Source organism: Arthrobacter pasteuri (genome assembly GCF_054510955.1).
In genome coordinates, this window is the sequence record NZ_JBTNDO010000003.1 from 1 (window position 1) to 23,542 (window position 23,542).

At 68.6% G+C, this 23,542-nt stretch carries 17 protein-coding genes and 1 rRNA gene; 4 read left to right on the forward strand and 14 right to left on the reverse strand.

The genetic code is table 11. The features are described 5' to 3' along the window. From ACX80H_RS13265 to ACX80H_RS13280, 4 genes are all read right to left on the reverse strand, one after another. Positions 1-72, reverse strand: a 16S ribosomal RNA gene (locus tag ACX80H_RS13265); the annotation flags it as partial. 459 nt (positions 73-531) lie between these two features. Further along, positions 532-4,350, reverse strand: coding sequence for a 1,4-alpha-glucan branching protein GlgB (glgB, locus tag ACX80H_RS13270; RefSeq protein ID WP_459313842.1), 3,819 nt, complete (start codon positions 4,348-4,350; stop codon positions 532-534). After that, the gene (gene treS, locus ACX80H_RS13275; protein WP_459313843.1) at positions 4,347-6,116 is read right to left on the reverse strand and encodes a maltose alpha-D-glucosyltransferase; all 1,770 of its coding nucleotides are present in this window, start codon (positions 6,114-6,116) and stop codon (positions 4,347-4,349) included. The genes glgB and treS overlap by 4 nt, the downstream gene beginning before the upstream one ends. Further along, positions 6,116-8,155: an alpha-1,4-glucan--maltose-1-phosphate maltosyltransferase gene (locus tag ACX80H_RS13280; protein WP_459313844.1), complete on the reverse strand. Its 2,040-nt coding sequence runs from the start codon at positions 8,153-8,155 to the stop codon at positions 6,116-6,118. The genes treS and ACX80H_RS13280 overlap by 1 nt, the downstream gene beginning before the upstream one ends. Positions 8,156-8,290: 135 nt before the next feature. Between ACX80H_RS13280 and glgP the strand changes: the two genes are divergently transcribed. Next, the gene (gene glgP, locus ACX80H_RS13285) at positions 8,291-10,903 is read left to right on the forward strand and encodes an alpha-glucan family phosphorylase (RefSeq protein ID WP_459313845.1); all 2,613 of its coding nucleotides are present in this window, start codon (positions 8,291-8,293) and stop codon (positions 10,901-10,903) included. 29 nt (positions 10,904-10,932) lie between these two features. On the opposite strand, the gene glgX is transcribed toward glgP, so the two are convergent. The 6 genes from glgX to ACX80H_RS13315 all read right to left on the reverse strand — a co-directional run bounded on the left by glgX (position 10,933) and on the right by ACX80H_RS13315 (position 17,673). Continuing rightward, positions 10,933-13,059 carry a glycogen debranching protein GlgX gene (glgX, locus tag ACX80H_RS13290; RefSeq protein WP_459313846.1) on the reverse strand — a complete coding sequence of 709 codons (2,127 nt, stop codon included), beginning with the start codon at positions 13,057-13,059 and terminating at the stop codon, positions 10,933-10,935. A gap of 7 nt (positions 13,060-13,066) precedes the next feature. Beyond that, positions 13,067-14,050 (reverse strand): 23S rRNA (guanosine(2251)-2'-O)-methyltransferase RlmB, encoded by a 984-nt coding sequence (gene rlmB, locus ACX80H_RS13295; protein WP_301223959.1) that lies wholly within the window; start codon positions 14,048-14,050, stop codon positions 13,067-13,069. A 122-nt stretch (positions 14,051-14,172) separates the two neighbouring features. After that, positions 14,173-15,648, reverse strand: a complete 1,476-nt coding sequence (gene cysS, locus ACX80H_RS13300) for a cysteine--tRNA ligase (protein WP_459313847.1) — start codon at positions 15,646-15,648, stop codon at positions 14,173-14,175. 26 nt (positions 15,649-15,674) lie between these two features. Continuing rightward, positions 15,675-16,208, reverse strand: coding sequence for a 2-C-methyl-D-erythritol 2,4-cyclodiphosphate synthase (gene ispF, locus ACX80H_RS13305; protein ID WP_459313848.1), 534 nt, complete (start codon positions 16,206-16,208; stop codon positions 15,675-15,677). 36 nt (positions 16,209-16,244) lie between these two features. Continuing rightward, positions 16,245-17,120, reverse strand: coding sequence for a 2-C-methyl-D-erythritol 4-phosphate cytidylyltransferase (gene ispD / locus ACX80H_RS13310; RefSeq protein WP_459313849.1), 876 nt, complete (start codon positions 17,118-17,120; stop codon positions 16,245-16,247). A 70-nt stretch (positions 17,121-17,190) separates the two neighbouring features. Further along, complete coding sequence (locus ACX80H_RS13315) at positions 17,191-17,673, reverse strand: CarD family transcriptional regulator (RefSeq protein ID WP_028280415.1); 483 nt, start codon at positions 17,671-17,673, stop codon at positions 17,191-17,193. 257 nt (positions 17,674-17,930) lie between these two features. Here ACX80H_RS13315 and ACX80H_RS13320 point away from each other — a divergent pair, with 257 nt between their 5' ends. After that, a complete protein-coding gene (locus ACX80H_RS13320) occupies positions 17,931-18,470 on the forward strand; it encodes a hypothetical protein (protein WP_459313850.1) in 540 nt (179 codons plus the stop codon). A gap of 196 nt (positions 18,471-18,666) precedes the next feature. Here ACX80H_RS13320 and ACX80H_RS13325 read toward each other — a convergent pair whose 3' ends face one another. Further along, entirely contained in the window at positions 18,667-19,347 is a 681-nt protein-coding gene (locus ACX80H_RS13325) for a winged helix-turn-helix domain-containing protein (RefSeq protein WP_459313851.1), read from the reverse strand. Further along, on the reverse strand, positions 19,344-20,567 hold the full coding sequence (locus ACX80H_RS13330) for a sensor histidine kinase (protein WP_459313852.1): 1,224 nt from the start codon (positions 20,565-20,567) through the stop codon (positions 19,344-19,346). The genes ACX80H_RS13325 and ACX80H_RS13330 overlap by 4 nt, the downstream gene beginning before the upstream one ends. Positions 20,568-20,737: 170 nt before the next feature. On the opposite strand from ACX80H_RS13330, the gene phoU reads away from it, so the two are divergent. Then, positions 20,738-21,397 (forward strand): phosphate signaling complex protein PhoU, encoded by a 660-nt coding sequence (phoU, locus tag ACX80H_RS13335; RefSeq protein ID WP_459313853.1) that lies wholly within the window; start codon positions 20,738-20,740, stop codon positions 21,395-21,397. Positions 21,398-21,486: 89 nt separating this feature from the next. On the opposite strand, the gene ACX80H_RS13340 is transcribed toward phoU, so the two are convergent. Further along, positions 21,487-22,233, reverse strand: a complete 747-nt coding sequence (locus tag ACX80H_RS13340) for a phosphoglyceromutase (RefSeq protein ID WP_459313854.1) — start codon at positions 22,231-22,233, stop codon at positions 21,487-21,489. Between the two features lie 135 nt (positions 22,234-22,368). Here ACX80H_RS13340 and ACX80H_RS13345 point away from each other — a divergent pair, with 135 nt between their 5' ends. Continuing rightward, positions 22,369-23,169, forward strand: a complete 801-nt coding sequence (locus ACX80H_RS13345) for a class I SAM-dependent methyltransferase (RefSeq protein ID WP_459313855.1) — start codon at positions 22,369-22,371, stop codon at positions 23,167-23,169. Positions 23,170-23,173: 4 nt separating this feature from the next. On the opposite strand, the gene ACX80H_RS13350 is transcribed toward ACX80H_RS13345, so the two are convergent. Continuing rightward, positions 23,174-23,500 carry a DUF2516 family protein gene (locus ACX80H_RS13350; RefSeq protein ID WP_459313856.1) on the reverse strand — a complete coding sequence of 109 codons (327 nt, stop codon included), beginning with the start codon at positions 23,498-23,500 and terminating at the stop codon, positions 23,174-23,176. Positions 23,501-23,542: the final 42 nt, after the last annotated feature.

Genomic DNA, 23,542 nt, shown 5'->3' on the forward strand with positions numbered 1-23,542 from the left:
TCATCGTTCGACTTGCATGTGTTAAGCACGCCGCCAGCGTTCATCCTGAGCCAGGATCAAACTCTCCGTAAATGCATTACAGACACAAGGACACCACCCGGGAAAACGGGCAACACCCCTGCACAAAATTCGAAACCAGCCAAAAAAACCAGCCACCACACGGGGTGCGGCAACCAGCAAATTCAACCAATCAAAAAACAATCGGTATCAACAAACTTGGCACACTATTGAGTTCTCAAACAACAGGAGCTACCGGCACCAAACACAACCAAACCGCTGTGTCCTCGCTCCGAAGCAACTTTTCAAGCCTACCCCGCTGCTTCCGTTTCTCCAAATCGGCCGGTTCCCGCATCCTTCGGTCCCTGTTCCAATCCATACGGATAGGAGGTGATCCTCGGTTGTGTGGTTGTCGGCCGACCAGATGTCTTCATCAGCGCGGATATAAACAGTAGCACCGGTCGGTCCGGAATGTAAAACGGCGGCGGACCCCCTTCTGGAAGGGGGTCCGCCGCCGGGCCTGCCGGCCTCCGATCAGGAGGTGGCCGGCTTCAGGTAGAGCACTCCGAGGGGCGGGACCCGCACGTCGCCGTAGGCCGGCTGACCGTTGTGCGCGCCCTCGTGGGCGGTCACGAGGCCGTGGTTCCCGACCCCCGACCCACCGAAGTCCTCGGAGTCGGTGTTCAGGACCTCCGTCCACTCCCCTGCCCAGGGCAGTCCGACCCGGAAGCCCTCGTGCGGGCCCCCGGCGAAGTTGGCGATGCACACGAGCGGGTTCCCCTGGTGGTCCCAGCGGATGAAGGACAGCGTGTTGTGCTCGCCGTCGTTCTCGTCGATCCACTGGAAGCCGGCCGGCTCGTTGTCCCGCGCATACAGCGCCGGCGTCTCCTTGTAGATCGTGTTGAGCGTGCGGACGAGCTCCTGGACACCCTTGTGCGAGGGGGTGTCGGTGAGCCACCAGTCGAGGCTGTGATGCTCGGCCCACTCGGATTCCTGGGCGAACTCCGATCCCATGAAGATGAGCTGCTTGCCGGGGTGGGCCCACTGGAACGCGAGGTACGCGCGGACGTTGGCCAGCTGCTGCCACCGGTCGCCCGGCATCTTCCGCAGCAGGGAACCCTTGCCGTGCACGACCTCGTCGTGGCTGATGGGGAGCATGAAGTTCTCGGTGTAGGCGTACACCATGGAGAACGTCGCCTTGCCGTGGTGGTGCACCCGGTTGATCGGGTCCTCCGAGATGTACTGGAGGGTGTCGTGCATCCACCCCATGTTCCACTTGATGCCGAAGCCGAGGCCTCCCGAGCTGGTGGGCCTGGTCACGCCGTCGAACGCCGTCGACTCCTCCGCGACCATGACGATGCCCGGCGCCCTCTTGTAGGCGGTCGCGTTGACCTCCTGCAGGAAGGAGATGGCCTCGAGGTTCTCACGGCCGCCGAACCTGTTCGGACGCCACTGGCCCTCCTCGCGGGAGTAGTCGAGGTAGAGCATCGACGCGACGGCGTCGACGCGCAGCCCGTCGATGTGGAATTCCTCCAGCCAGTAGAGGGCGTTCGCGACCAGGAAGTTGCGGACCTCACGGCGGCCGAAGTCGAAGATCAGCGTGCCCCAGTCCTGGTGCTCCCCGAGGAACGGGTCCCCGTGCTCGTACAGGGTGCCGCCGTCGAAGTTGGCCAGCGCCCACGCGTCCTTGGGGAAGTGCGCGGGAACCCAGTCCATGATGACGCCGATGCCGGCCTGGTGCAGCCTGTCGACCAGGTACTTGAAGTCGTCCGGCGAACCGAAGCGCGAGGTCGGCGCGAAGTAGGACGTCACCTGGTAGCCCCACGAGCCGCCGAAGGGATGCTCCGCCACCGGCATGAGCTCGACGTGCGTGAAGCCCTGCCAGGACACGTACTCCACGAGCTGCTCGGCGAGTTCCCGGTAGCTCAGCCCCTGGCGCCAGGACCCGAGGTGCACTTCGTAGACGCTCATCGGGCCGTTGTGGGGATCGCCGGCGGCACGCGCCTCCATCCACTCGTCGTCGCCGAAGACGTAGGTCGACTCGACGACCTTCGACCCGGTGAGGGGTGGCACCTCGGTGCCCCGCGCCATCGGGTCGGCCTTCTCGCGCCAATGGCCGTCGCTGCCGAGGATCTCGAACTTGTAGCAGGTGCCCGCCCCTGCCCCGGGGATGAAAATCTCCCAGATGCCGGAGCTGCCGAGCGCGCGCATGGCGTTGACGGTTCCGTCCCAGCCGTTGAAGTCGCCCATGACACGCACGGCGCGCGCGTTGGGGGCCCAGACCGCGAAGGACACTCCATCGATGTCGCCCAGGGTGGACGAGTAGTGGCGGACGTGCGCACCGAGCGCGGTCCACAGTGTCTCGTGCCGGCCCTCGCCGATCAGGTGCATGTCGATCTCGCCGAGCGTCGGCAGGAACCGGTACGGGTCGTCGACGATGTCCGGTTCGCCGCCGTAGGCCACCTCGAGCCGGTAGTCGGGCACGTGCCCGGGGTTCTCGGCCGGAAGGGCTCCGACCCAGATGCCGTTGTGCTCGTGGTGCAGCTCCGTGCGGCCGGAAGCGGTGACGACGACGACGGACCGGGCCAGGCGGCGCAGTGTCCGGATGGTGACGACGTCGTCGTTGCCGAGGTGTGCGCCCAGCACGGCATGCGGCTGGTAGTAGCTGCCTTCCGAGACCTGGTGGAGGACGGACGGGTCGACCGGAACGGGGGTCAGGTCCGCCGCTGCGGACCCGGTGGAGGTCTCGGGGACGTCGTCCTGCCCGGAGGAGGCGACCGCCTCCTTCGCCTTGACGGCCAGTCCTGCCGTTGCGCTCTTCGCCTTGCCGGCCACGGCCTTCGCCGTGCCTGCGACGGCCTTGGCCGCCTTGCCCGTGATGGTCTCTTCGCCTGTGCCCTCGTCGGGGCCGGAGTTCTTCGGGGGGTTCATGTCAGCTGCTTTCGTAGCGTCCGCTCCGGGCTGTGCACCCAGGGCGCGTCGGACATCCCGGACGGGCATCTCGACCCAGTCCGGCCTGTTGCGGATCTCGTAGACGACTTCGTACAGGGCCTTGTCGAGCCAGAGGGCGCGGAACAGCGGACCTGTCGTGTCGACGGGCACCCCGGCCTCCTCCGCGTATCCCTGGAGGAAGGCATCGCGGGCCGCGTCGGACCACTGTTCGGTCTCGGCGGCCTCGCGGGAACCGACCGGAGCAGCCCCGCGGGAGGCAGCGGCGTACTCCAGCGAGCGGACCATGCCGACGACGTCGCGCAGGGGGACGTCGGGGACGCTCCGCTCCGCGGTGGGCCGGAGTGGCTCCCCCTCGAAGTCGATGATGAGCCACGTGCCGTCGGGGGCCTGGAGGACCTGGCCGAGGTGGAGGTCGGCGTGGATGCGCTGCAGGGGCGGGATGCCCCCGAGGCTTTCGATGTCGCTGATGATGCGGTCGACCTCGGCGCCCAGGGGCCCGACGGCGTCGCCCGCTTCCTCCCACGCCCAGCGGATGCGCTGTGCGAGCGCGTCCTTGAACTCCTTCTCCTCGGCGTCACTCGCCGTGCGGCTGCCGAACGCGCCCTCGAGCTGCCGGTGGATCCGGGCGACGGCCTGGCCGAGACCGCGTGCCTGGCTGGTGAAGTCCGTGGCGGACGACGCCGCGGAGGACGCCGTACGCCATGCATCGGTGCTTCCCTCGACGAAGTCTCGCAGGACGCTGACGTGGCCCGTCACGTGGTGGCCGGGCGCCCCGTGCGGTTCCTGCCAGGTGCCCGTGATCCATCCGAAGGTGTCCGGGGTGTCGGTGGATCCTTCGGCGGTGAGCCCGGCGCTGATGTGCACGTCGGGGCTCTCACCGGCGGCGAGGACGCGGAAGAACTTCACGATCATGGATCCGGGGCCGGTGCCGTAGACGACCGAGGTGTTCGACTGCTCACCCTGGAGTACTTTGACGGGCTGCGCCGTGCCCGGCTCCTGGTGGTCGGGCGCCTTGATGACGACGCCTTCGAGCCTCCCGTCGGGGGTGCTGCCGCCGCGCAGGAGGAAGTCGACCCACAGACGCACGAAGTCGGCGTCGTGGGTCGCGTCGTAGGCCCACTGCGGACCGAGGTCAGGATGCTCGACCTGGCCGATGAGGCCGGACGCGGCGTCGTCGAGCGGCTCGCTGCGGTAGCTGATCGGCACACTCACGACGTCGGTCCGCCGTCCGGAGTCGACGGCCAGGAAATGCACCTCGAAGCCGGCGGCACCGGCAGGATCCTCCAGGACCGTTCCGCCGACGACCGTCAGGTCCACCGACGGTCCCTTTGCAGGGAACCACCGCTGGGACGGAAGCCATTCCGTGAGGATCTCCGGGACGAAGGGGATGTGGGACGTCATGAGCGAATCGCCTCCGGGAGGGGGATGACGGGCATCGCTTCCGTGTGGGGGGACGACGTGTTGGAGCTCGCGGACCGCACGCGCAGCCAGAAGAAGTCGTGGCTGCCGAGCGTCAGCGTGTTCTCGCCGTCCTCGGCGAAGGCCGGAAAGATCGCCCCACCGAAGAGGTCCCGCAGGCCGCGGCCCGCGAATTCCGGGAGTCGCATCTTCACTGCCACGGGGTGCTGCGACAGGTTGAAGATGCACAGGACGGACTCTGCGGGCTCGCCTTCGGCATTGTCCGCGTCGACCTCGCGGAGGAAGGCGAGGACGTGCTCCGAATCGACGGGGACGTTGCGGTAGGTGCCGAGCCCGAACGCCGGGTGGGCCTTGCGCACGGCGAGCATCTGCCGGACCCAGTGCAGGAGCGAACTGGACGTGGCCATCTGCGCTTCGACGTTCACGTGGTTGTAGTGGTACACGAGCGACTGGACGACCGGGAGGTACAGCTTGCCGGGGTCCACCGGGGAGAAGCCCGCGTTGCGGTCCGGGTTCCACTGCATCGGGGTCCGGGACGCGTCACGGTCCTCGAGCCAGATGTTGTCGCCCATACCGATCTCGTCGCCGTAGTAGAGGAACGGGCTGCCGGGCAGGGACAGCAGCAGGGCATGGATCAGTTCCACTTCCGCCCGCGAGTTGTCGAGCAGCGGGGACAGCCGCCGGCGGATGCCGACGTTCGCACGCATGCGGGGGTCAGGCGCATACCAGCCGAGCATCGCCTCGCGCTCCTCGCTGGTGACCATCTCGAGGGTGAGCTCGTCGTGGTTCCGGAGGAAGGTGCCCCACTGGGCACCGGCAGGGATGTCCGGGGTGTCCTTCATCGTCTCGATGATGGGCGCAGCCTTCTGGTCGCGCAGCGCGTAGAAGAGCCTCGGCATGATGGGGAAGTGGAAGGACATGTGGCACTCGGGGCCGTCCTCGTCACCGAAGTACTCGACGACCTCGTCCGGCATCTGGTTCGCCTCGGCGATGATGACGCGGCCCGGGTAGTTCTCGTCCACCATCGCGCGGAGCCGCTTGAGGAACTCGTGCGTCTTCGGCAGGTTCTCGCAGTTGGTGCCCTCCTCCTCGTACAGGTACGGGATGGCATCCGCGCGGAAGCCGTCGATGCCCTGGTCGAGCCAGAACTTCACGACGTCGAAGATGGCCTCCTGCACCTTGGGGTTCTCGAAGTTGAGGTCCGGCTGGTGGCTGAAGAAGCGGTGCCAGAAGAACTGGCGACGCACAGGGTCGAACGTCCAGTTCGATTCCTCGGTGTCCACGAAGATGATGCGAGCGTCCTGGTACTTCTCGTCCGTGTCGCTCCAGACGTAGAAGTCGCCGTACGGGCCTTCGGGGTCCCTGCGGGACTCCTGGAACCAGTGGTGCTGCTCCGAGGTGTGGTTGAAGGGCAGGTCGATGATGACCCGCACGCCGCGGGCGTGGGCCTCGGCGACGAGCCGCTTGAAGTCACCCAGGGAGCCGAACTCGTCGAGGACGTCGTAGTAGTCCGAGATGTCGTAGCCGCCGTCGCGCAGCGGGGACTTGAAGAACGGTGGCAGCCACAGGCAGTCGACGCCGAGCCACTGGAGGTAGTCCAGCTTGTCGATCAGGCCTGAGAGGTCGCCGGAGCCGTCCCCGTTCGCATCGGCGAATCCGCGGACCAGGACCTCGTAGAAGACCGCCTTGCGGTACCAGTGGGGGTCGTGGGCCAGTCCGGGTGCGTTGAGCTGGAAGGGGTTGGGCACTAGCGCTGCCTCCTGATCGAGAGAATGTGGGCGGGCTCCACGTGGGGATCGAGCCGGACGTAATTGTGCTCGCCCCAGGTGAAGGTCTGGCCGGTAATGAGGTCGTCCACCAGGAACGTGCCGTTCTCGTCGAAGTCGGCGGCGTCCAGCCCCAGCTGGCTGAGGTTCAGGGACACCGTGCTCTCCCTCGTGCTGTGCGGGTCCACGTTGACGACGACGATGATCGTGTCCTTGCCCTCCGCCGTCTGCTTGTGCTTGGCGAAGACCACGGTGGCGGTGTCCGTGCTGCCGTGGACGGTGAGGTTCTCGAGGTCCCCCAGCGCCGGGTGCGCCCTGCGGATCGCGTTCAGTCTGGTGATGAACGGCGCCAGGGAGCGTCCCTCGGCCTCGGCGGCGGCGTAGTCCCGCGGCCGGTACTGGAACTTCTCGTTGTCGATGTACTCCTCGGCACCCGGACGGGCGACGTGCTCGTGCAGCTCGTAACCCGAGTAAACGCCCCACAGCGGACTGGCCATGGAAGCGAGCACGGCCCGGATCTTGAAGGCCGCGGGCCCGCCGTACTGGAGGTACTCGGTGAGGATGTCGGGGGTGTTGACGAAGAAGTTGGGCCGGAAGTAGGCGGGCGAGACCTGGCTGATCTCGGTGAAGTACTCCTCGAGCTCCGTCTTGGTGTTGCGCCACGTGAAGTAGGAGTACGACTGCTGGAACCCGGCCCGGCCGAGCGCATGCATCATCGGCGGCCGGGTGAAGGCCTCGGCGAGGAAGATGACGTCCGGGTGCTTCTTGTTCACGCGGGCGATCAGCCACTCCCAGAACTGCACCGGCTTGGTGTGCGGGTTGTCGACCCGGAAGATCTTCACGCCGTGCTGGATCCACATGAGGACGATCCGGAGGACCTCCTTCGACAGGCCCTTCGGATCGTTGTCGAAGTTGATCGGGTAGATGTCCTGGTACTTCTTCGGGGGGTTCTCGGCATAGGCGATGGACCCGTCGACACGGGTGGTGAACCACTCGGGATGCGAGGTCACCCAGGGGTGGTCGGGTGAGGCCTGCAGCGCGAGGTCGAGGGCGACTTCGAGGTTCAGCTCGTTGGCACGGGCCACGAAGGCGTCGAAATCCTCGAAGGTCCCGAGGTCCGGGTGGATGGCGTCATGGCCTCCGGCCTCGGAGCCGATGGCCCAGGGCGATCCGGGATCGCCGGGGCCGGCGGTCAGGGTGTTGTTCGGCCCCTTCCGGTGCGTCCGCCCGATGGGGTGGATCGGCGGGAGGTACACGACGTCGAAGTTCATGGCCGCGACCGCGTCGAGGCGTTTGGTGGCCTCGCGGAAGGTGCCTGACGTCCACTCGGCCGTCTCGGGATCGTAGGTGGCGCCCTCGGAGCGGGGGAAGAACTCGTACCAGGCGGCACGGCCTGCCAGTTCGCGCTCCACATTGATCGGGTACGCCTGTGAGGCGGTGACCAGCGACCGGATGGGCTGGCGTGCGATCGCCTCGTGGATCTGCAGGGACAACCCGGCGGCGAGGCGTGCCTCGACACTCTGGGACGTGTCCGCGAGGGCGTCGGCGGCACGGCGGAAGAGTGCGGCGTCGCGCGCCGAGCGCTCCCCGGCCGCCCGGGTGAAGAGGGCGGCCCCCTCCGCCAGCATCAGCTCGACGTCGACCCCTGCCGTGATCTTGATCGTCGCATCGTGCTCCCAGGTGCCGAAGAGATCGGACCACCCCTCGATGGTGAAGGTGTGCAGGCCCTTGGTGCGCGGGGTCAGGGTGCCTGCCCAGCGGTCCAGCCCGGATCCCACTGGCGTCATGCGGACGCGCTGCACCTCCTTGCCGCGGGGGTCGTAGAGGACGGCTGACACGCCCAGCTGGTCGTGGCCTTCCCGGAACACGGTCGCGCCCACAGCGATGTCAGAGCCGGGGATCCCCTTGGCGGGAAAGCGGCCGTCCTCGATAACAGGCGTCACGGCCGTGATGGGGATACGGCCAAAACGGAGTCCCTCGGGATACTGGACATTTCGGTTCTGCTCGGTAGTGGTCGTCACCCGTACGACGTTAGCGAGTAATGGGCGGAAATGCTAAGGGGGCTTTGCGTAACATCGCGAAGGGCTCCGTATTACGCACGCCGTTGCACGGTGCGCCCTCCCGCGCGGCCGTGCAAGTGCGCTAGCGTAACCGGGGTGAAGGCAATCCGCAGATTTACCGTCCGAACCGTCCTCCCCCAGAACATCGCGCCGCTCGGCAAACTGGCGGGAAACCTCCGCTGGTCATGGCACCTGCCGACCTCGCGTCTCTTCGAGGAGATCGACCGCGCCGCATGGGAGGAGAGCGGCCACGATCCCGTGGCCTTCCTCGGCTCCGTCACCCGGGAGAAACTGCACCAGCTCGCCGCCGACGAGAAGCTGGTGCAGCGCATCCAGGAGCTCGGCGCGGACCTCGACGACTACCTGACGGCGCCGCGCTGGTACCAGGGTCTCGGTGACGACGCCCCCCGCAGCATCGCCTACTTCTCTCCCGAGTACGGCATCAGCGCCGTCCTGCCCCAGTACTCCGGCGGCCTGGGCATCCTGGCCGGCGACCACCTGAAGTCCGCCTCCGACCTCGGCGTGCCCCTCATCGGCGTCGGACTGCTCTACCAGGCCGGCTACTTCAAACAGTCCCTCTCCCGTGATGCCTGGCAGCAGGAGACCTATCCCGTCCTCGACCCCGACGGCCTGCCGCTGACGCTGCTCCGCGAGGAGGACGGCTCCGCCGCGAAGGTCGTGCTGCCCCTGCCGAACGGCCGCCAGCTGTCGGCTCACATCTGGCGCGCCGACGTCGGCCGCGTCCCCCTGCTGCTTCTCGACTCCAACGTCTCCGAGAATGACGAGGCGGCCCGCAACGTCACCGACCGCCTCTACGGCGGCGGCGGGGACCAGCGCCTGCAGCAGGAACTCCTCCTCGGCATGGGCGGCGTCAAGGCACTCCGCATCTTCCAGCGGCTCACCGGCACGCCCGCTCCCGAGGTGTTCCACACCAACGAGGGCCACGCGGGCTTCCTCGGCATCGAGCGCATCCGCGAACTGATGGACCCCTCGAACGAGTCTCCGATGAGCTGGGAAGAGGCGCTGGCGGCAGGCCGCGCGTCGACGGTGTTCACCACGCACACGCCGGTCCCGGCGGGTATCGACCGCTTTGACCGGTCCCAGATCGAGCACTTCTTCCACGCCGGCCTGGCGCCGTCCGTGCCCACGGACCGCGTCCTGGCCCTCGGTGCCGAGAACTACGCCGACGGCGATCCGTCGAAGTTCAACATGGCCGTGATGGGCCTGCGCCTCGCGCAGCGCGCCAACGGCGTGGCGAAGCTGCACGGCGAGGTCTCGCGTGGCATGTTCTCCGGTCTCTGGCCGGGATTCGACACGCGCGAGGTCCCCATCACCTCCGTCACCAACGGGGTGCACGTCCCGAGCTGGGTCGACCCGCAGATCGCCGACTTCGCCCGCGCCAACTTCGGCGCCGAATCGGTCCTCGATCCCCAGTGGAGCAAGGTCTACGACGTCCCCGACAAGGACATCTGGGCCCTGCGCCGCAGCCTGCGGTCCAACCTCGTCGACGACGTGCGCCAGCGACTGCGTGCCTCCTGGAAGAAGCGCGGCGCCGCCGACGCCGAACTGGCCTGGACGGACTCGGTGCTGGACCCGGACGTCCTCACCATCGGCTTCGCCCGCCGTGTACCGACCTACAAGCGGCTGACGCTCATGCTGCGCAACCCGGCACGCCTCAAGGCGCTGCTCCTGCACCCGGAGCACCCGATCCAGCTCGTGATCGCCGGCAAGTCGCACCCTGCCGATGAGCAGGGCAAGCGCATGATCCAGGACCTCGTCCGCTTCACGGACGACCCCGAGGTGCGCCACCGCATCGTCTTCCTGCCCAACTACGACATCGCCATGGCCCGCACGCTCTTCCCCGGCTGCGACGTCTGGCTGAACAACCCGCTGCGCCCGCTCGAGGCGTGCGGCACGTCCGGGATGAAGGCCGCCATCAACGGCGGCCTGAACCTGTCCGTCCTCGACGGCTGGTGGGACGAGATGTACGACGGCGACAACGGCTGGGCGATCCCCACCGCCAACAACGGCGCCTCGGCCGACGAACGCGACGACATCGAGGCGGCGGCGCTGTACGACCTCCTCGAGACCCAGGTGGGTCCTCGCTTCTACTCGCTGGTGCCCGCGGAGGGAGCAGGAGCCGCCGGCCCCTCGGAGCCCTCCCGCGACGGCGTCCCCCACCAGTGGATCGCCATGATCAAGCACACGATGGCGACCCTCGGCCCTGCCGTCTCGGCGGACCGTATGCTGCAGGACTACGTCGAGAAGCTGTACCGCCCGGCCTGGCGCTCCGGCCAGGCTGCCGCGGCCGACTCCTTCGCGCTCGCGAAGAGGACCGCCGCCTGGCGCTCACGCGTCCAGGGCAGCTGGCCCGCCGTCCAGGTGGAACACGTCGACTCCACGGGCGTCTCGGAGGACCCGCAGATCGGCGATTCGCTCACGGTCAACGCCTACGTGGCGCTCGGCGGGCTGAACCCCGACGACGTCTCGGTCGAGGTGGCCTACGGCCGGGCCCTCGACAGCGACGAGCTGAGCGACGTCACGGTCGAGGACCTGGACGTCGCCGAGAACCTCGGCAGCGGACGCTACCTCTTCACAGGCGGTATCCGCATCGACCACTCCGGGTCCTTCGGCTACACCGTGCGGGTGCTCCCGAAGCATTCGACCCTCGCGACGAAGGCCGAGCTCGGGCTCGTCGTCAACGCCTGATCATCACCGCCCCCGACGGGGCGGGCGGGTCAGCAACGGTAGATACGGATCGAGACGCCTGCCACGGTGTCGGCCTCGCCCGACCGCAGCCGGGGGATGCCGGACGACGGCTGCCATGCGGCCGAGTCGAAGGTCTGGCTGAACCAGCGCGGCTGCTCCCCGTCGACGCCCTGCCCCTGCAGGATCCAGGCAGAGGGAAGGTGGATCCGCGTCTCGTGGGGCGAGCCGTTGATCACGACGAGCCCGTTGATGGTTCCGCCCGGAGAGCCGAGCAGCAGCTGGACGGTCCGGGTCCGCGGGTCGTCCCATTCGTGGGCGGTCATCGGGAGTCCCGCCGCACTGAACCACAGCAGTGCCGACTGATCGTCGGGGGTGGGGAACGAGGGGGGCTGCGCGGCCAGGAAGTCCCGGCGGATGGACAGGAGCGCGCGGGTCGCGCCCAGCATGCGCCGCGAGGGCGCGTCGTCGGGCCAGTGCACCCACTGCACCCAGCCGAGCTCGTTGTCCTGGCAGTACGCGTTGTTGTTGCCGTGCTGTGTCCGGCCGAACTCGTCGCCCGCCGTGATCATGGGAACGCCCAGCGAGATCAGCAGGGAGGCCATGAGGTTCCGCGCACTCTTCTCGCGGGCCGCGAGGATGGCCTCGTCCTCCGTGCGCCCCTCGGCACCGTGGTTGTAGCTGCGGTTGTCGTTGTGCCCGTCGCGGTTGCCCTCGCCGTTGTCTTCGTTGTGCTTGCGCTCGTACGCCGTCAGGTCGGCGAGCGTGAAGCCGTCGTGGGCCGTGACCATGTTGATCGAGGCCAGCGGGCTCCGTCCGGACGAGGCGAACGTCTCGGCCGACCCGGCGAGCTTGCCGGCCAGGCGCCCGGGCGAGGAGGCCGTGTGTCCGGCCGTGATCGCGGCGACGTCGTGGAGCCAGAAGTCGCGGACCGTGTCACGGAAGCCGTCGTTCCAGTCCGCCCAGCCGACGGGGAACTGTCCCGTCTGCCAGCCGTCCGGCCCGATGTCCCAGGGTTCTGCGATGAGCTTGGTGTTGTGCTCGGCGGCGAGGTCGCGGACCGCCGCGAGGAAGGGGTGGTCCGGCGTGAAGGTGTTGTGCTCGTCCCGTGCGAGGGTGACCGCGAGGTCGAAGCGGAACCCGTCGATCTGGCATTCGTCGACCCAGTAGCGCAGCGAATCCAGCGCGAATTCCACGACCCGCGGCTGCGAGAAGTCCAGGCTGTTGCCGCAGCCGGTGGTGTCGATGTACCTGCCTGCGTCGTCGTGCCGGTAGTAGTCCCTGTCCCCCAGCCCGCGCCAGCACAGCGCGGGACGGTACTGCGGGCCCTCGGCGGTGTGGTTGTACACGACGTCGAGGAGAACCTCGAGGCCCGCTTCGTGGAGCGCGCGCACCATGCCCTTGAACTCGTCGAGCACCGCAGCCGGTCCTGCCGCCTGTGCCGCCGCGGTGGCGTAGCAGGTCTGCGCCGAGAAGAACCCGAGGGTGTTGTAGCCCCAGTAGTTGCTGAGTCCAAGGGGCTCGAGGTGCGGCTCGTCGATGGAGAAGTGAATGGGCAGGAGTTCGACGGCGGTGATTCCGAGCTCCCGGAGGTACGCGATCATGACCGGGTGTCCCAGGCCGGCGTAGGTGCCCCGGAGGTCCTCCGGCACGTCGGGATGGAGTTTTGTCAGGCCCTTGACGTGGGCCTCGTAGATGACGGTGTCGCGCCAGGGCGTGGAGGGGCGCTCGCTCTCCCCCCAGTCGAACACGTGCTGGAGGAAGACGGAGTAGTAGGCGCGCGCCGGCGGCTCGTCGGTCCCGGAGGCGGTGTCGATGGTCTCCACTGCGCGCGCATACGGGTCCAGGAGCAGTTGTGCCTCTCCGACCGTGCCCGGGAGCTCCTTGCCCGTCGGCCAGAACGCGTAGAGGGCGCCCGGCGCGACCGGCCCCACGACGCCATGGTGCACCCCGTCGTCGAGCCCCACCAGCGTCTCGGAGGTCCACGAACCGTCGGCCCGCTGCCAGTGGACGTCCAGAGAGTCGACGGCGGGGGCCCAGACGGCGGCGTTGGCGTGCGCGTCCCGGATCCAGGTCCCCCTCGTGGCGTGGAGTCCGAGCGGGAACTCGCGGGAGTCGGCGCGGGAGTGGGGCGGCAGCGCCTGTGCGGGTTGCGTCACGCCGGGGTCACGCCGACCGCTGGCGGGACACCTCGTAGAGCGTGATTCCCACCGCCATCGACGCGTTGAGCGACTCCATGGCGGAGTCGATGGGGATGGAGACGATCTGGTCGCAGTTCTCGCGCACGAGCCGGGAGAGACCCTTGCCCTCCGAGCCGACGACGATGCAGATCGGGTCGCGCCCGAGGGACAGCGCGGGGAGCGAGACGTCGCCGTCGCCGTCGAGGCCGAGGACGAAGATCCCCTTGTCCTTGAAGGACTTCAGCGCCGAATTGAGGTTGCCGACGCGCGCGACGGGGACACGGACGGCCGCACCGGCGCTGGTCTTCCAGGCCGACGCCGTCACTCCGACCGAGCGGCGCTCCGGCACGATGACGCCGTGGCTGCTGAACGCGGACGCCGAGCGGATGATGGCCCCGAGGTTGCGGGGGTCGGTGATGCCGTCGAGGGCCACGAAGAGCGGCGCGTTCCCGATGTGTCCCCGCTTGTACCGATCGATCGTCTCGTCGACGAGGTCCAGCGCGTCGGCGTACTCGTAGGGCGGGATCTGCAGCATGAGGCCCTGGTGCACGGCGCCGTCCGTCATGCGGTCGAGTTCCGGCTTGCCGGTCTCCATCACGGGGATGCCGCGCTCGGCGGCCATCTTCAGCGACTCGCGCACGCGGTCGTCCATCTCGATGCGGATGGCGACGTGGAGTGCCTTGGCCGGGATGCCGGCGCGGAGGGCCTCGACGACGGAGTTGCGACCTGTGACGACCTCCTCGGCGGCCTTGCCCTTGGTGCGTCCCGTTCCGGCGCTCTTGCCGCCGGCACGCTTGGCAGCCGAGCGCTCCGACAGCTCCTTGTTCTTGAACGCCTTGTGGTACGGGCGGTCCTCCGCCTTAGGAGTGGGGCCTTTGCCCTCGAGCGACTTGCGTCCGTGTCCGCCGGTGCCGATGGTGGGGCCCTTTTTCGTTTTGCGAACCGCGCCTGGACGTCCGTGACTGGCCATGGAAGAACACCTTTATATAGAAGAAGAATCTTCTCCAGTTTACGCGGAGCCGGTGCCGTATACCGGCACCGGCCGGAATACGAGCGCCGCGGGCGGGCGGACCCGGGCCGGCGCCTGGCGTGCTAGTCCCCGGAGAGTGCCCAGCGCGCGCCCTCCGCGGAGTCCTCGATGGTGATCCCTGCTGCTGCCAGGGCGTCGCGGATCGCATCCGCCCTCGCCCAGTCCCGGGCGCCCCGGGCCTCGCTGCGTTCGGCCAGCCGGTCTCCGATGAGCGCGTCGAGCGCCTTCGTGACCCCGGCTTCCGCCGCGATCGCCGTGGCCGCCGGGTCCCCGGCGTCGTCGAGCCCGAGGACACCGGTCATCGCGAGGACGGCGGCGAGGCTGCTGCGGACGGCATCGTCGTCGCCCGCAGCGAGGGCCGTGTTGCCGCTGCGGACCGTGGTGTGGAGCACGGCGAGGGCCTGCGGCACGTTGAGGTCGTCATCCATCGCCTCGGCGAAGGCCTGCGGCAGGTCGGCTGCGCCGGCCCGTCCCGGTGCGGGGGACGGTCCTCCGAGGCGGGCGGAGGCCTTGGCGATGAACCCGTCGATCCGGGACACGGCAGCGCCCGCTTCCTGCAGCGACGTCTCCCGGTAGTCGAGCACCGACCGGTAGTGGGCCTGCCCGAGGTAGTAGCGCACCACCCGGGGGCCGGCGGCGTCGACCATCTCCTGCGGGCTCACGGTGTTGCCGATCGACTTCGACATCTTCTCGCCGCCGTACGTCACCATGCCGTTGTGCATCCAGAAGCGCGCGAAGGCGTGTCCCGCGGCCTGGGACTGGGCCATCTCGTTCTCGTGGTGCGGGAACCGCAGGTCCAGGCCACCGCCATGGATGTCGAACTCGGTGCCGAGGTACTTGGTGACCATGCTCGAGCATTCGAGGTGCCAGCCCGGACGCCCGGCACCCCAGGGGCTGGTCCACGACGCCGTGGCCGGGTCCGTGTCCTTCGAGCCCTTCCACAGCGCGAAGTCGCGCGGATCCTTCTTACCCCGCGGGTCGGCGTCGGGCGCGGCCTGCATGTCGTCGATGTCCTGCCGGGTCAGGCTGCCGTAGGCGGGCCAGGAGCGCACGTCGAAGTAGACGTCGCCCGAGTCGTCCAACGCCGGATACGCATGGCCGCGGTCGATCAGGAGCTGGATGAGGGCGTGCATCTCGGGGATGTGGCCGGTGGCCCGGGGCTCGTACGTGGGCGGGCGGACGCCGAGGGTCGTGTAGGCGCGCTGGAATTCCTGCTCGAACCGGTAGGCCAGGGCCCACCACTGCTCCTCCGGCACGACCGACGGGTCACGCTCGGCGGCGCCCTCGCGGAACGAGTCGGAGGACTTGGCGAGGATCTTGTCGTCGATGTCCGTCACGTTGCGGACGACGGTGACGCGCAGGCCCCGCGCCTCCAGCCACCGGGTCAGCTGGTCGAAGGCGATCGCGGACCGCACGTGCCCGACGTGCGGCATGCCCTGCACCGTGGCACCGCAGTAGTAGAGGCTCGCCCTGCCCGGTTCCAGTGGCTCGAAGGGGCGCACCTCGGCGCGGGCGGTGTCATAGAATCGCAGGCTCACCGCTCCAGATTACCCGTCGGGTCCCGTCAGCCTTCCGGACGAGCGGAGGCCGCACGGGACGAGGACCGCACGACGACGGCGGTGGCGATCGCTGCGACGCCCTCTCCCCTGCCGGTGAGCCCGAGGCCGTCGGTGGTGGTGGCCGAGATGCTGACCGGCGCCTGCGCGGCGTCGGACAGGGCTGCCTCCGCCTCGGCGCGGCGGGGCGCGAACTTGGGGCGGTTGCCGATGAGCTGGACGGCGATGTTGCCGATGTCGAATCCGGCGTCCCGGACGATCGCGGCGGCCGACGACAGCAGGGTGGAGCCCGAGGCGCCGGCGTACTCGGGTCGGGCGGTGCCGAAGTGCGTTCCGAGGTCCCCCACGCCCGCGGCGGAGAACAGCGCGTCGGCTGCCGCGTGCGCGACGGCGTCGCCGTCGGAGTGGCCCGACAGCCCGCGCTCACCCTCCCACAGCAGGCCCGCGAGCCACAGCGGAGCGGGGTCCCCGTCGGATGCGTAGGCATGGACGTCCACGCCGATCCCGGTGCGGGGAAGGTGGAGGTGTTCATTGAGGTACACGGCTGCTCCTGCTGGTCGGCGGTGGGAGTGGGTGCGTCAGGGTGCCGCGGGCGGCGTCCTGGGCGGTGTCTCGGGAAGGGTTTCGCGGTGCCTCCCGGCCGAGGTCCCGGACTCTGTCCTTGGAGGCGTCCCTGGCGGCGTCCCGGGCAGCATCTCGGCCGGGGCGCCCGGCGATGTCCCGGCCTGCCGTGCAGCGAGGACCGCCTCGGCGATGACGAGGTCCAGGGGCGTGGTGACCTTGAAGGCGAGGGCGTCCCCTTCGACGACGCGCACCATGGCGCCCTGGGCCTCCAGGAGCATGGCATCGTCCGTCACGCCGGGGTCGGAGGCCGTGACGCTCTCATGGGCTGCCCGCAGCGCGTGGGCGTCGAACCCCTGGGGGGTCTGCACGGCGCGCAGGACGGCGCGGTCGGGCGTCGCCGTGACGACATCCCCCGTCACGACCTTCACCGTGTCCACCACGGGCAGCACCGGAATGACCGCGGGCGCGCCTGCACGGACGGCGGCCGCGACCCGATGGAAGACCGCGGGCGGGGTGAGCGCACGGGCGGCGTCATGGACCAGGACGACGGCGGTCGACGGCGGCAGCACATGGAGGCCCGCACGGACGGAGGCTGCCCGTGTCGCTCCGCCGGCCACCGCCGTGATCCGCACCGTCCCGTCGCCTGCGGCACGCCGCCCTGCCTGGTCGACGACGGCGGACAGGACGGCGTCGCCTGCGGGGAGGACCACGACGACGGACGCCGCGACGCCCGACGCGACGACGGACTCCAGCGAGTGCTCGAGGAGGGTCCGCCCACCGCACAGCACGCGCGCCTTCGGGATTCCCTGCCCGAGCCGCTGTCCGGACCCGGCGGCGACCAGGACGACACCGACCTCGGCTCGGACGGACTGCGGATTCTTCTCGGACACTCCGTCACCCTATGACAGGGCAACAAAAAAGAGGGACCCGAGGGTCCCTCTTTCGCGTCGAGCACGTCTCCTAGGAGGCGAGGACCTCGTCGAGAACGCTTGCGGCCTTCTCTTCATCGGTCTTCTCCGCCAGGGCGAGCTCGGAGATCAGGATCTGCCGCGCTTTCGCGAGCATCCTCTTCTCACCGGCCGACAGGCCGCGGTCGTGGTCGCGGCGCCAGAGGTCGCGGACTACTTCTGCGACCTTGATGACGTCGCCGGAGGCGAGCTTCTCGAGGTTCGCCTTGTAGCGGCGCGACCAGTTCGTGGGCTCTTCCGTGAATTCGGCCCGCAGGACGTCGAACACATGCTCGAGGCCCTCCTTGCCGACTACGTCACGAACCCCTACGAGGTCAACGTTCTCTGCTGGTACTTCTATCGTCAGATCACCCTGTGCCACCTTGAGCTTGAGATACATCTTCTCTTCGCCCTTGATGACGCGCATCTTGATCTCTTCGATCTTCGCTGCGCCGTGGTGAGGGTAAACAACTGTTTCGCCGACCTCAAAAACCATGTGGACTTTCCCCTTTCCCGTCAATCAGTTTATCACGGCAACGACACGCCCGACGATGCGTTTTCGCAGGTCAGAGGGCCGAATCAAGCTCAATTGGCTATCATTCGCCTCTTGACGCGGGGGCCTTTTGGTGATCCGGGTGCCTCCCGGCGGACGAAACCAACACCACGATTCCGCGCCATTGCCGATAGTCTGTTGGGTAGGTCCGCACCGGATCGCACCCTTGTCCCGCCTGTTGAACCCCAGGAGTTTGTGCTGTGAATTGTGCACCGAAGAACCGAGCGCAGCAGGCCGTTGCTGCCGGCGCCGTGCTGCTGATGCTGGGTGTCTCCGGCTGCAGCTTCACCACGGACCAGTCGACCACGGCGCCGTACGCAGCGTCGGACGGCATCGTGAAGGACATCGGGCCGGTGCTGCTGCGCAACGTCCTGGTGGTCGGGCGCGACGACGAGACCGCAGGCCGCCTGGTGGGCACCGTGTTCAACACGAGCGACCAGCCGGTCGACCTCTCCATCCAGGCCGGCGGCGCGGCCACCAGCGTCACGATCGCGGGCCAGGGCGAGTACAGGTTCGAGGACGAGTCGGCGGACGACGCCACGCTCGAGGGACTGCCGGACACCCCGGGTTCGCTGATCGACGTCGACTTCGCGGTCCAGGGCGACGAGGCGACCTTCGAGGTACCGGTGCTCGACGGGACGCTGGAGGAATACCGCGAGTACGTACCCGGCGGATACACTCCCCGGCCGAGCGAGCCCGCCGCGACAGAGGAAGCCGCCGAAGGAGCTCACGGGGGCTAGGAACCTCTCCCCGCCCGCACCTCCAGCAGCCGAAATGCCCGCCTCCGATCGATCGGAAGCGGGCATTCCTTTCTCCGCGGCACTCCGCCTGCCGTGAAGGCTGCCGTGAAGGCCGCCGAAGGGCAGAAGACTCCCCAGGGGTCCCTCGACCGGTCATTCCTGTCGTCCCGAGCCGGAGGGAAACGCGGGGTGCGGCTCAGGGCTCGTACTTGTAACCGAGGCCGCGGACCGTGATGAGGTAGCGGGGGTTCGAGGGATCAGGCTCCAGCTTGCTGCGCAGCCGCTTGACGTGCACGTCGAGGGTCTTCGTGTCCCCCACGTAGTCCGACCCCCAGACACGGTCGATCAGCTGGCCGCGTGTCAGGACCCTGCCCGAGTTCCTGAGCAGCATCTCCAGCAGCTCGAACTCCTTGAGCGGGAGGGCCACCTGCTCGCCGTCGACACTCACCACATGGCGTTCGATGTCCATCCGGACGGGCCCGGCCTGGACCGTGCTGGAGACGAGCTCCTCGGGTTCGCCCTGGCGCCTGAGCACCGCCCGCACGCGGGCCACGAGCTCGCGCGAGGAGTACGGCTTCGTGACGTAGTCGTCGGCGCCGAGCTCCAGCCCCACCACCTTGTCGATCTCCGCGTCCTTCGCCGTGAGCATGATGACCGGGACATTGGAGCGCTGGCGCAGCTGGCGGCAGACCTCCGTGCCGGACAGTCCCGGAAGCTGGAGGTCCAGCAGCACGAGGTCCGCGCCCGCGCGGTCGAACTCGGTGACGGCGTCGAGGCCGTTGTCCACCACGGACACCTCGAAGCCTTCCTTGCCGAGGAGGTAGGACAGCGGGTCGCTGAACGACTCCTCGTCCTCAACGATCAGAATGCGGCTCACGCCTTGACTCCCTGCTCCTGGACAGCGGCGCTGCCCTTCTTGACGGTCTTCCGGTCGGACTGCTGCCCCGTCGACCCGGCTCCGCCGTCATCGGGGGCGCTCTCCATCTCGGGTAGGCGGACGGTGAAGGTGCTTCCCTGGCCGGCCTGCGACCACACCGTCACCTCGCCGCCGTGGTTGGACACGACGTGCTTGACGATGCTGAGGCCCAGGCCGGTGCCGCCGGTCTGGCGGGACCGCGCGGCGTCGATGCGGTAGAAGCGTTCGAAGATGCGTTCCTGCTCCTCGGGCGTGATTCCCGGACCCTGGTCGGTGACCGAGACCTGGACGAGGCCGTCCCGGGACCGGACACCCACGCCGACGCGGGTACCCTCCGGCGAGTAGCGGATCGCGTTGTCGATGAGGTTGCGGAAGGCCGTCATCAGGAGGTCGCGGTCGCCGTACACGGGCAGGGAGACCGAGCCGCCGACGACGATGTCGATCTGTTTGCTCTCGGCGGGCAGCTTGTTGCGGTCCACGGCCTCGGCGATGACCGAATTGACGTCCACGGGCTTCCCGCGGCGCACGACGTCGGCGCCCTGCAGCCGGGAGAGCTCGATGATGTCCTGGACGAGGGCGGACAGCCGGCCGGACTCCTTGTGCATGCGCTGGGCGAACCGGCGCACGGCCACCTCGTCCTCGGCGGCGTCGTCGATGGCCTCCGCGAGGAGGGAGATAGCCCCCACCGGCGTCTTCAGCTCGTGGGACACGTTGGCGACGAAGTCGTTGCGGATCTCCTCGCTCCGGGTGATCTCGGTGCGATCGTCGGCGAGGATCAGGATGTATTCGGTGCCGAGGGCGGCGACGCGGACCTGCACCACGATGGTCCCCTGCCCGAGGGGGCCACGGGGAAGCTCGAGCTGCTCCTGCTCGATGACGCCGTCTCGCCGGACACGTGCCGTGAGGTCGAGCAGTTCGGAGTGGACCACGGTGTGTCCGCGGACGAGGCCGAAGGCGTAGGCGGCGGGACTCGCCCGCACGACGCCGTCGATCGCGTCCACGATGACGTAGGCGCGCCCGATGATCGAGAGCACCTCGGCCGCACCGTCGGGCAGCGAAGGCTCGTCCTCATAGCGGAGCCGGAGCCGCTGCGCCTCGCTCGCCCGGAACGCTGCCATGCCGCCCACGCCGAGGGCCAGGCCTACCAGCCCGGCCACGAGCGTCAGGAGAAGGGGGTCCACGGACCTAGCTTATGCGCTGCGATTTCGGGCCCCGGCCCATCCGGTGGCAATAGGTAAGGGGTTCAACTAACGTTCACGTAAAGCGGGGAAACAGTTCACCGCTGGCTGGAATGCTCGTCGGCAGAACTGTGACAACGGTTGAACCGATATTTCCAGGGAAGGACGCCCACGTGCGCAAGGTTTTTCAGGCCGAGCTACACCACATCGGCGAGGAGCTGATCGAGATCTCGCAACTGGTGTCCGAGGCCATCCAGAAAGCCAACAGCGCTTTCCAGGGTGCCGACACCGAGCTCGCCCAGGAGGTCATCGCCGCCGACGCGCGGATCGACTTCCTGCAGAACTCCCTCGACGAGCGGGCGATCGACATCCTCGCCCTCCAGGGACCCGTGGCCTCCGATCTCCGCATGATCGTCGGTGCGCTGAGGATGAGCGCGTCGCTCGAGCGGATGGGCGACCTGGCGCGCCACGTGGCGCAGCTCGCGCGCCTGCGGTACCCCGCGAACGTGATCCCGGAGGGTATCCGGCCGACATTCGACGAACTCGCCGAGCTCGACGTGCAGATCGCACTCAAGGTCACGGAGCTCCTCGAGACCCGGAACCTCGAGCTGAGCAACGAGATCAACGCCGCGAACGCCCGCGTCAACGAACTGCACGCCGGCGTCTTCAAGGCCGTCGCCGCGGAGGACTGGAACGAGACCGCGCCGACGACCGTCGATGTCACCCTTGCCAGCCGCTACTACGAGCGCTTCGCGGATCACGGCGTCTCGGTGGCCCGCAAGGTGGCCTACCTCGTCACCGGCGAATGGCAGCCCAGCGCTCCGCTGAGCTGAACTCGCCGGACCTGCAGTGAACGCAACGACGGCGGCCCCGAGGGGTCGCCGTCGTTGCGTCTGATACCCGAGGATCCGTCGGGGCGATGCTAGTGCTTGCCCTGGTTCGCCACGGCCTCGATGGCTGCGGCTGCCGCGTCGGCATCGAGGTAGGTACCGCCGGCCTTGACGGGCTTGAGGTCCTCGTCGAGCTCGTACACGAGCGGGATGCCGGTGGGGATGTTCAGCGCCGCGATGTCCTTGTCGCTGATCCCGTCGAGGTGCTTCACGAGGGCACGGAGGGAGTTTCCGTGGGCGGCGATCAGCACAGTCCTGCCGGCCCTGATGTCCACGGTGATGTCCGACTCCCAGTACGGCAGGAAGCGCTCGAGGACGTCCTTGAGGCACTCGGTGCGCGGGACGTCGTCGCCGAGGTCCGCGTAGCGCGGGTCGTCGGCCTGCGAGTACTCGCTGGTGTCGTCGAGGGGCGGCGGCGGGGTGTCGTAGGACCGGCGCCATTCCATGAACTGCTGCTCGCCGTACTCCGCGAGGGTCTGGGCCTTGTCCTTGCCCTGCAGCGCTCCGTAGTGGCGCTCGTTCAGGCGCCAGTTGCGCTTGACGTCGATCCAGCTGCGGTCGGCGGCCTCCAGCGCGAGGTTCGCGGTGATGATGGCGCGCTTCTGCCGGGACGTGTAGACGATGTCGGGAAGGATGCCGGCCTCGGTCAGGAGATGGCCTCCGCGGGTGGCTTCCTCGCGGCCCTTCTCCGTGAGGGCGACGTCCACCCAGCCGGTGAAGAGGTTCTTCTCGTTCCATTCGCTCTGCCCGTGGCGCAGCAGGATCAGTGTGTAGGTCATGGCTCCTAGTCTGCCGTATCGCGCTGCGCCGGTCATTCCGGCCCACCCTGTTCCGCCAGTGTTACCAGTGTTAAGCGGCGCTGTTGAGCTGTCCGGATCAACAGTGCGATCGGTCGCGTGCCCTAGCCTTGATGGGTGCCCCCGCGTCCCCGTCCCCCGAAGCCGCTCGGGACCATCACCCGCGGCACCACGAACCCGAACCGGCTCCGCCGGGTGGACCGCTGGCTCGCAGGGCCCCAGGGGCACCGGCTCCGTCGGGCCGCCGATCCGCTCGTGGTCGACCTCGGGTACGGCGCGGCTCCGGTCACGGCCGTCGAACTGTTCACGCGCCTGCGGTCCGTGCGGGCCGACGTCGAGGTGGTCGGGATCGAGATCGACCCGGCGCGCGTGGCGGCCGCCGAACCCCTCGCACGGCCCGGGCTGACGTTCCGGCAGGGCGGCTTCGAGCTTCCGCTGGATGGCCGGCTACCGGTCCTCGTGCGCGCGTTCAACGTGCTGCGGCAATACGGGGAGGACGAGTACGCGGCGTACTGGGACGAGGTCCGCTCCCGGCTCGCACCCGACGGGCTGTTCATCGATGGGACGTGCGACGAGATCGGGCGGCGGTCCACGTGGGCTGCCCTCGACACCGGCGGACCTGTGTCGCTGAGCATCTCGCTGCGGTTCGGCGCGTTCACCCTCCCCTCCGACGTGGCGGAACGGCTGCCCAAGGCACTGATCCACCGCAACGTGGAGGGCGAACCGGTCCACGCCTACCTTCGGGCCCTCGACCGGGCCTGGCTCGACGCCGCAGCCCTCGCGTCCTTCGGCCACCGGCAGCGGTGGGTGGCGATGTGCGGCGCGCTGAAAGCGGATGGCTGGCCGTTGCTGGACGGCGCATCACGCTGGCGCCTCGGCGAGATCACCGTGGCATGGGAGGCCGTGAGGCCCGGCTAGTGTCCTACCAGGGTCCGTAGGGGCCGTAGTTGCCGCCGCGGCCCGAGGTCTGGCTGACGGCCGGCTTCACGTCCGCGAGGTACACGCATGCCGCGACGATGGCGACGATCTGGAAGAGGTTGAAGCCGCCGCCTCCGAGTGCGGACAGCAGGCCGACGACGACGGAACCCCCGGTGAGGGCGAGCCAGAAACCCTTGGTGCGCTTGAAGGCGGCTTCGAAGGCCGTCCCGGGACGTCGCAGGCAGTCGGAGAAGGCCCATACCTCGATGCCCAGGGCGATCAGGCCGAGCACGAGGTACAGGTAACGCTGGATTTCGAAGACGAGAGCCACGGATCCAGCTTACCGGGCCTGCCTGCAGCGGTGCACCGCCGA

Excerpts from the sequence above, each read along its gene's own strand:
- ACX80H_RS13340 (WP_459313854.1), bottom strand. The coding sequence starts at position 22,233 with ATGACCTACACACTGATCCTGCTGCGCCACGGGCAGAGCGAATGGAAC.
- glgB (WP_459313842.1), bottom strand. The coding sequence starts at position 4,350 with ATGACGTCCCACATCCCCTTCGTCCCGGAGATCCTCACGGAATGGCTT.
- ACX80H_RS13315 (WP_028280415.1), bottom strand. The coding sequence starts at position 17,673 with ATGGTTTTTGAGGTCGGCGAAACAGTTGTTTACCCTCACCACGGCGCA.
- rlmB (WP_301223959.1), bottom strand. The coding sequence starts at position 14,050 with ATGGCCAGTCACGGACGTCCAGGCGCGGTTCGCAAAACGAAAAAGGGC.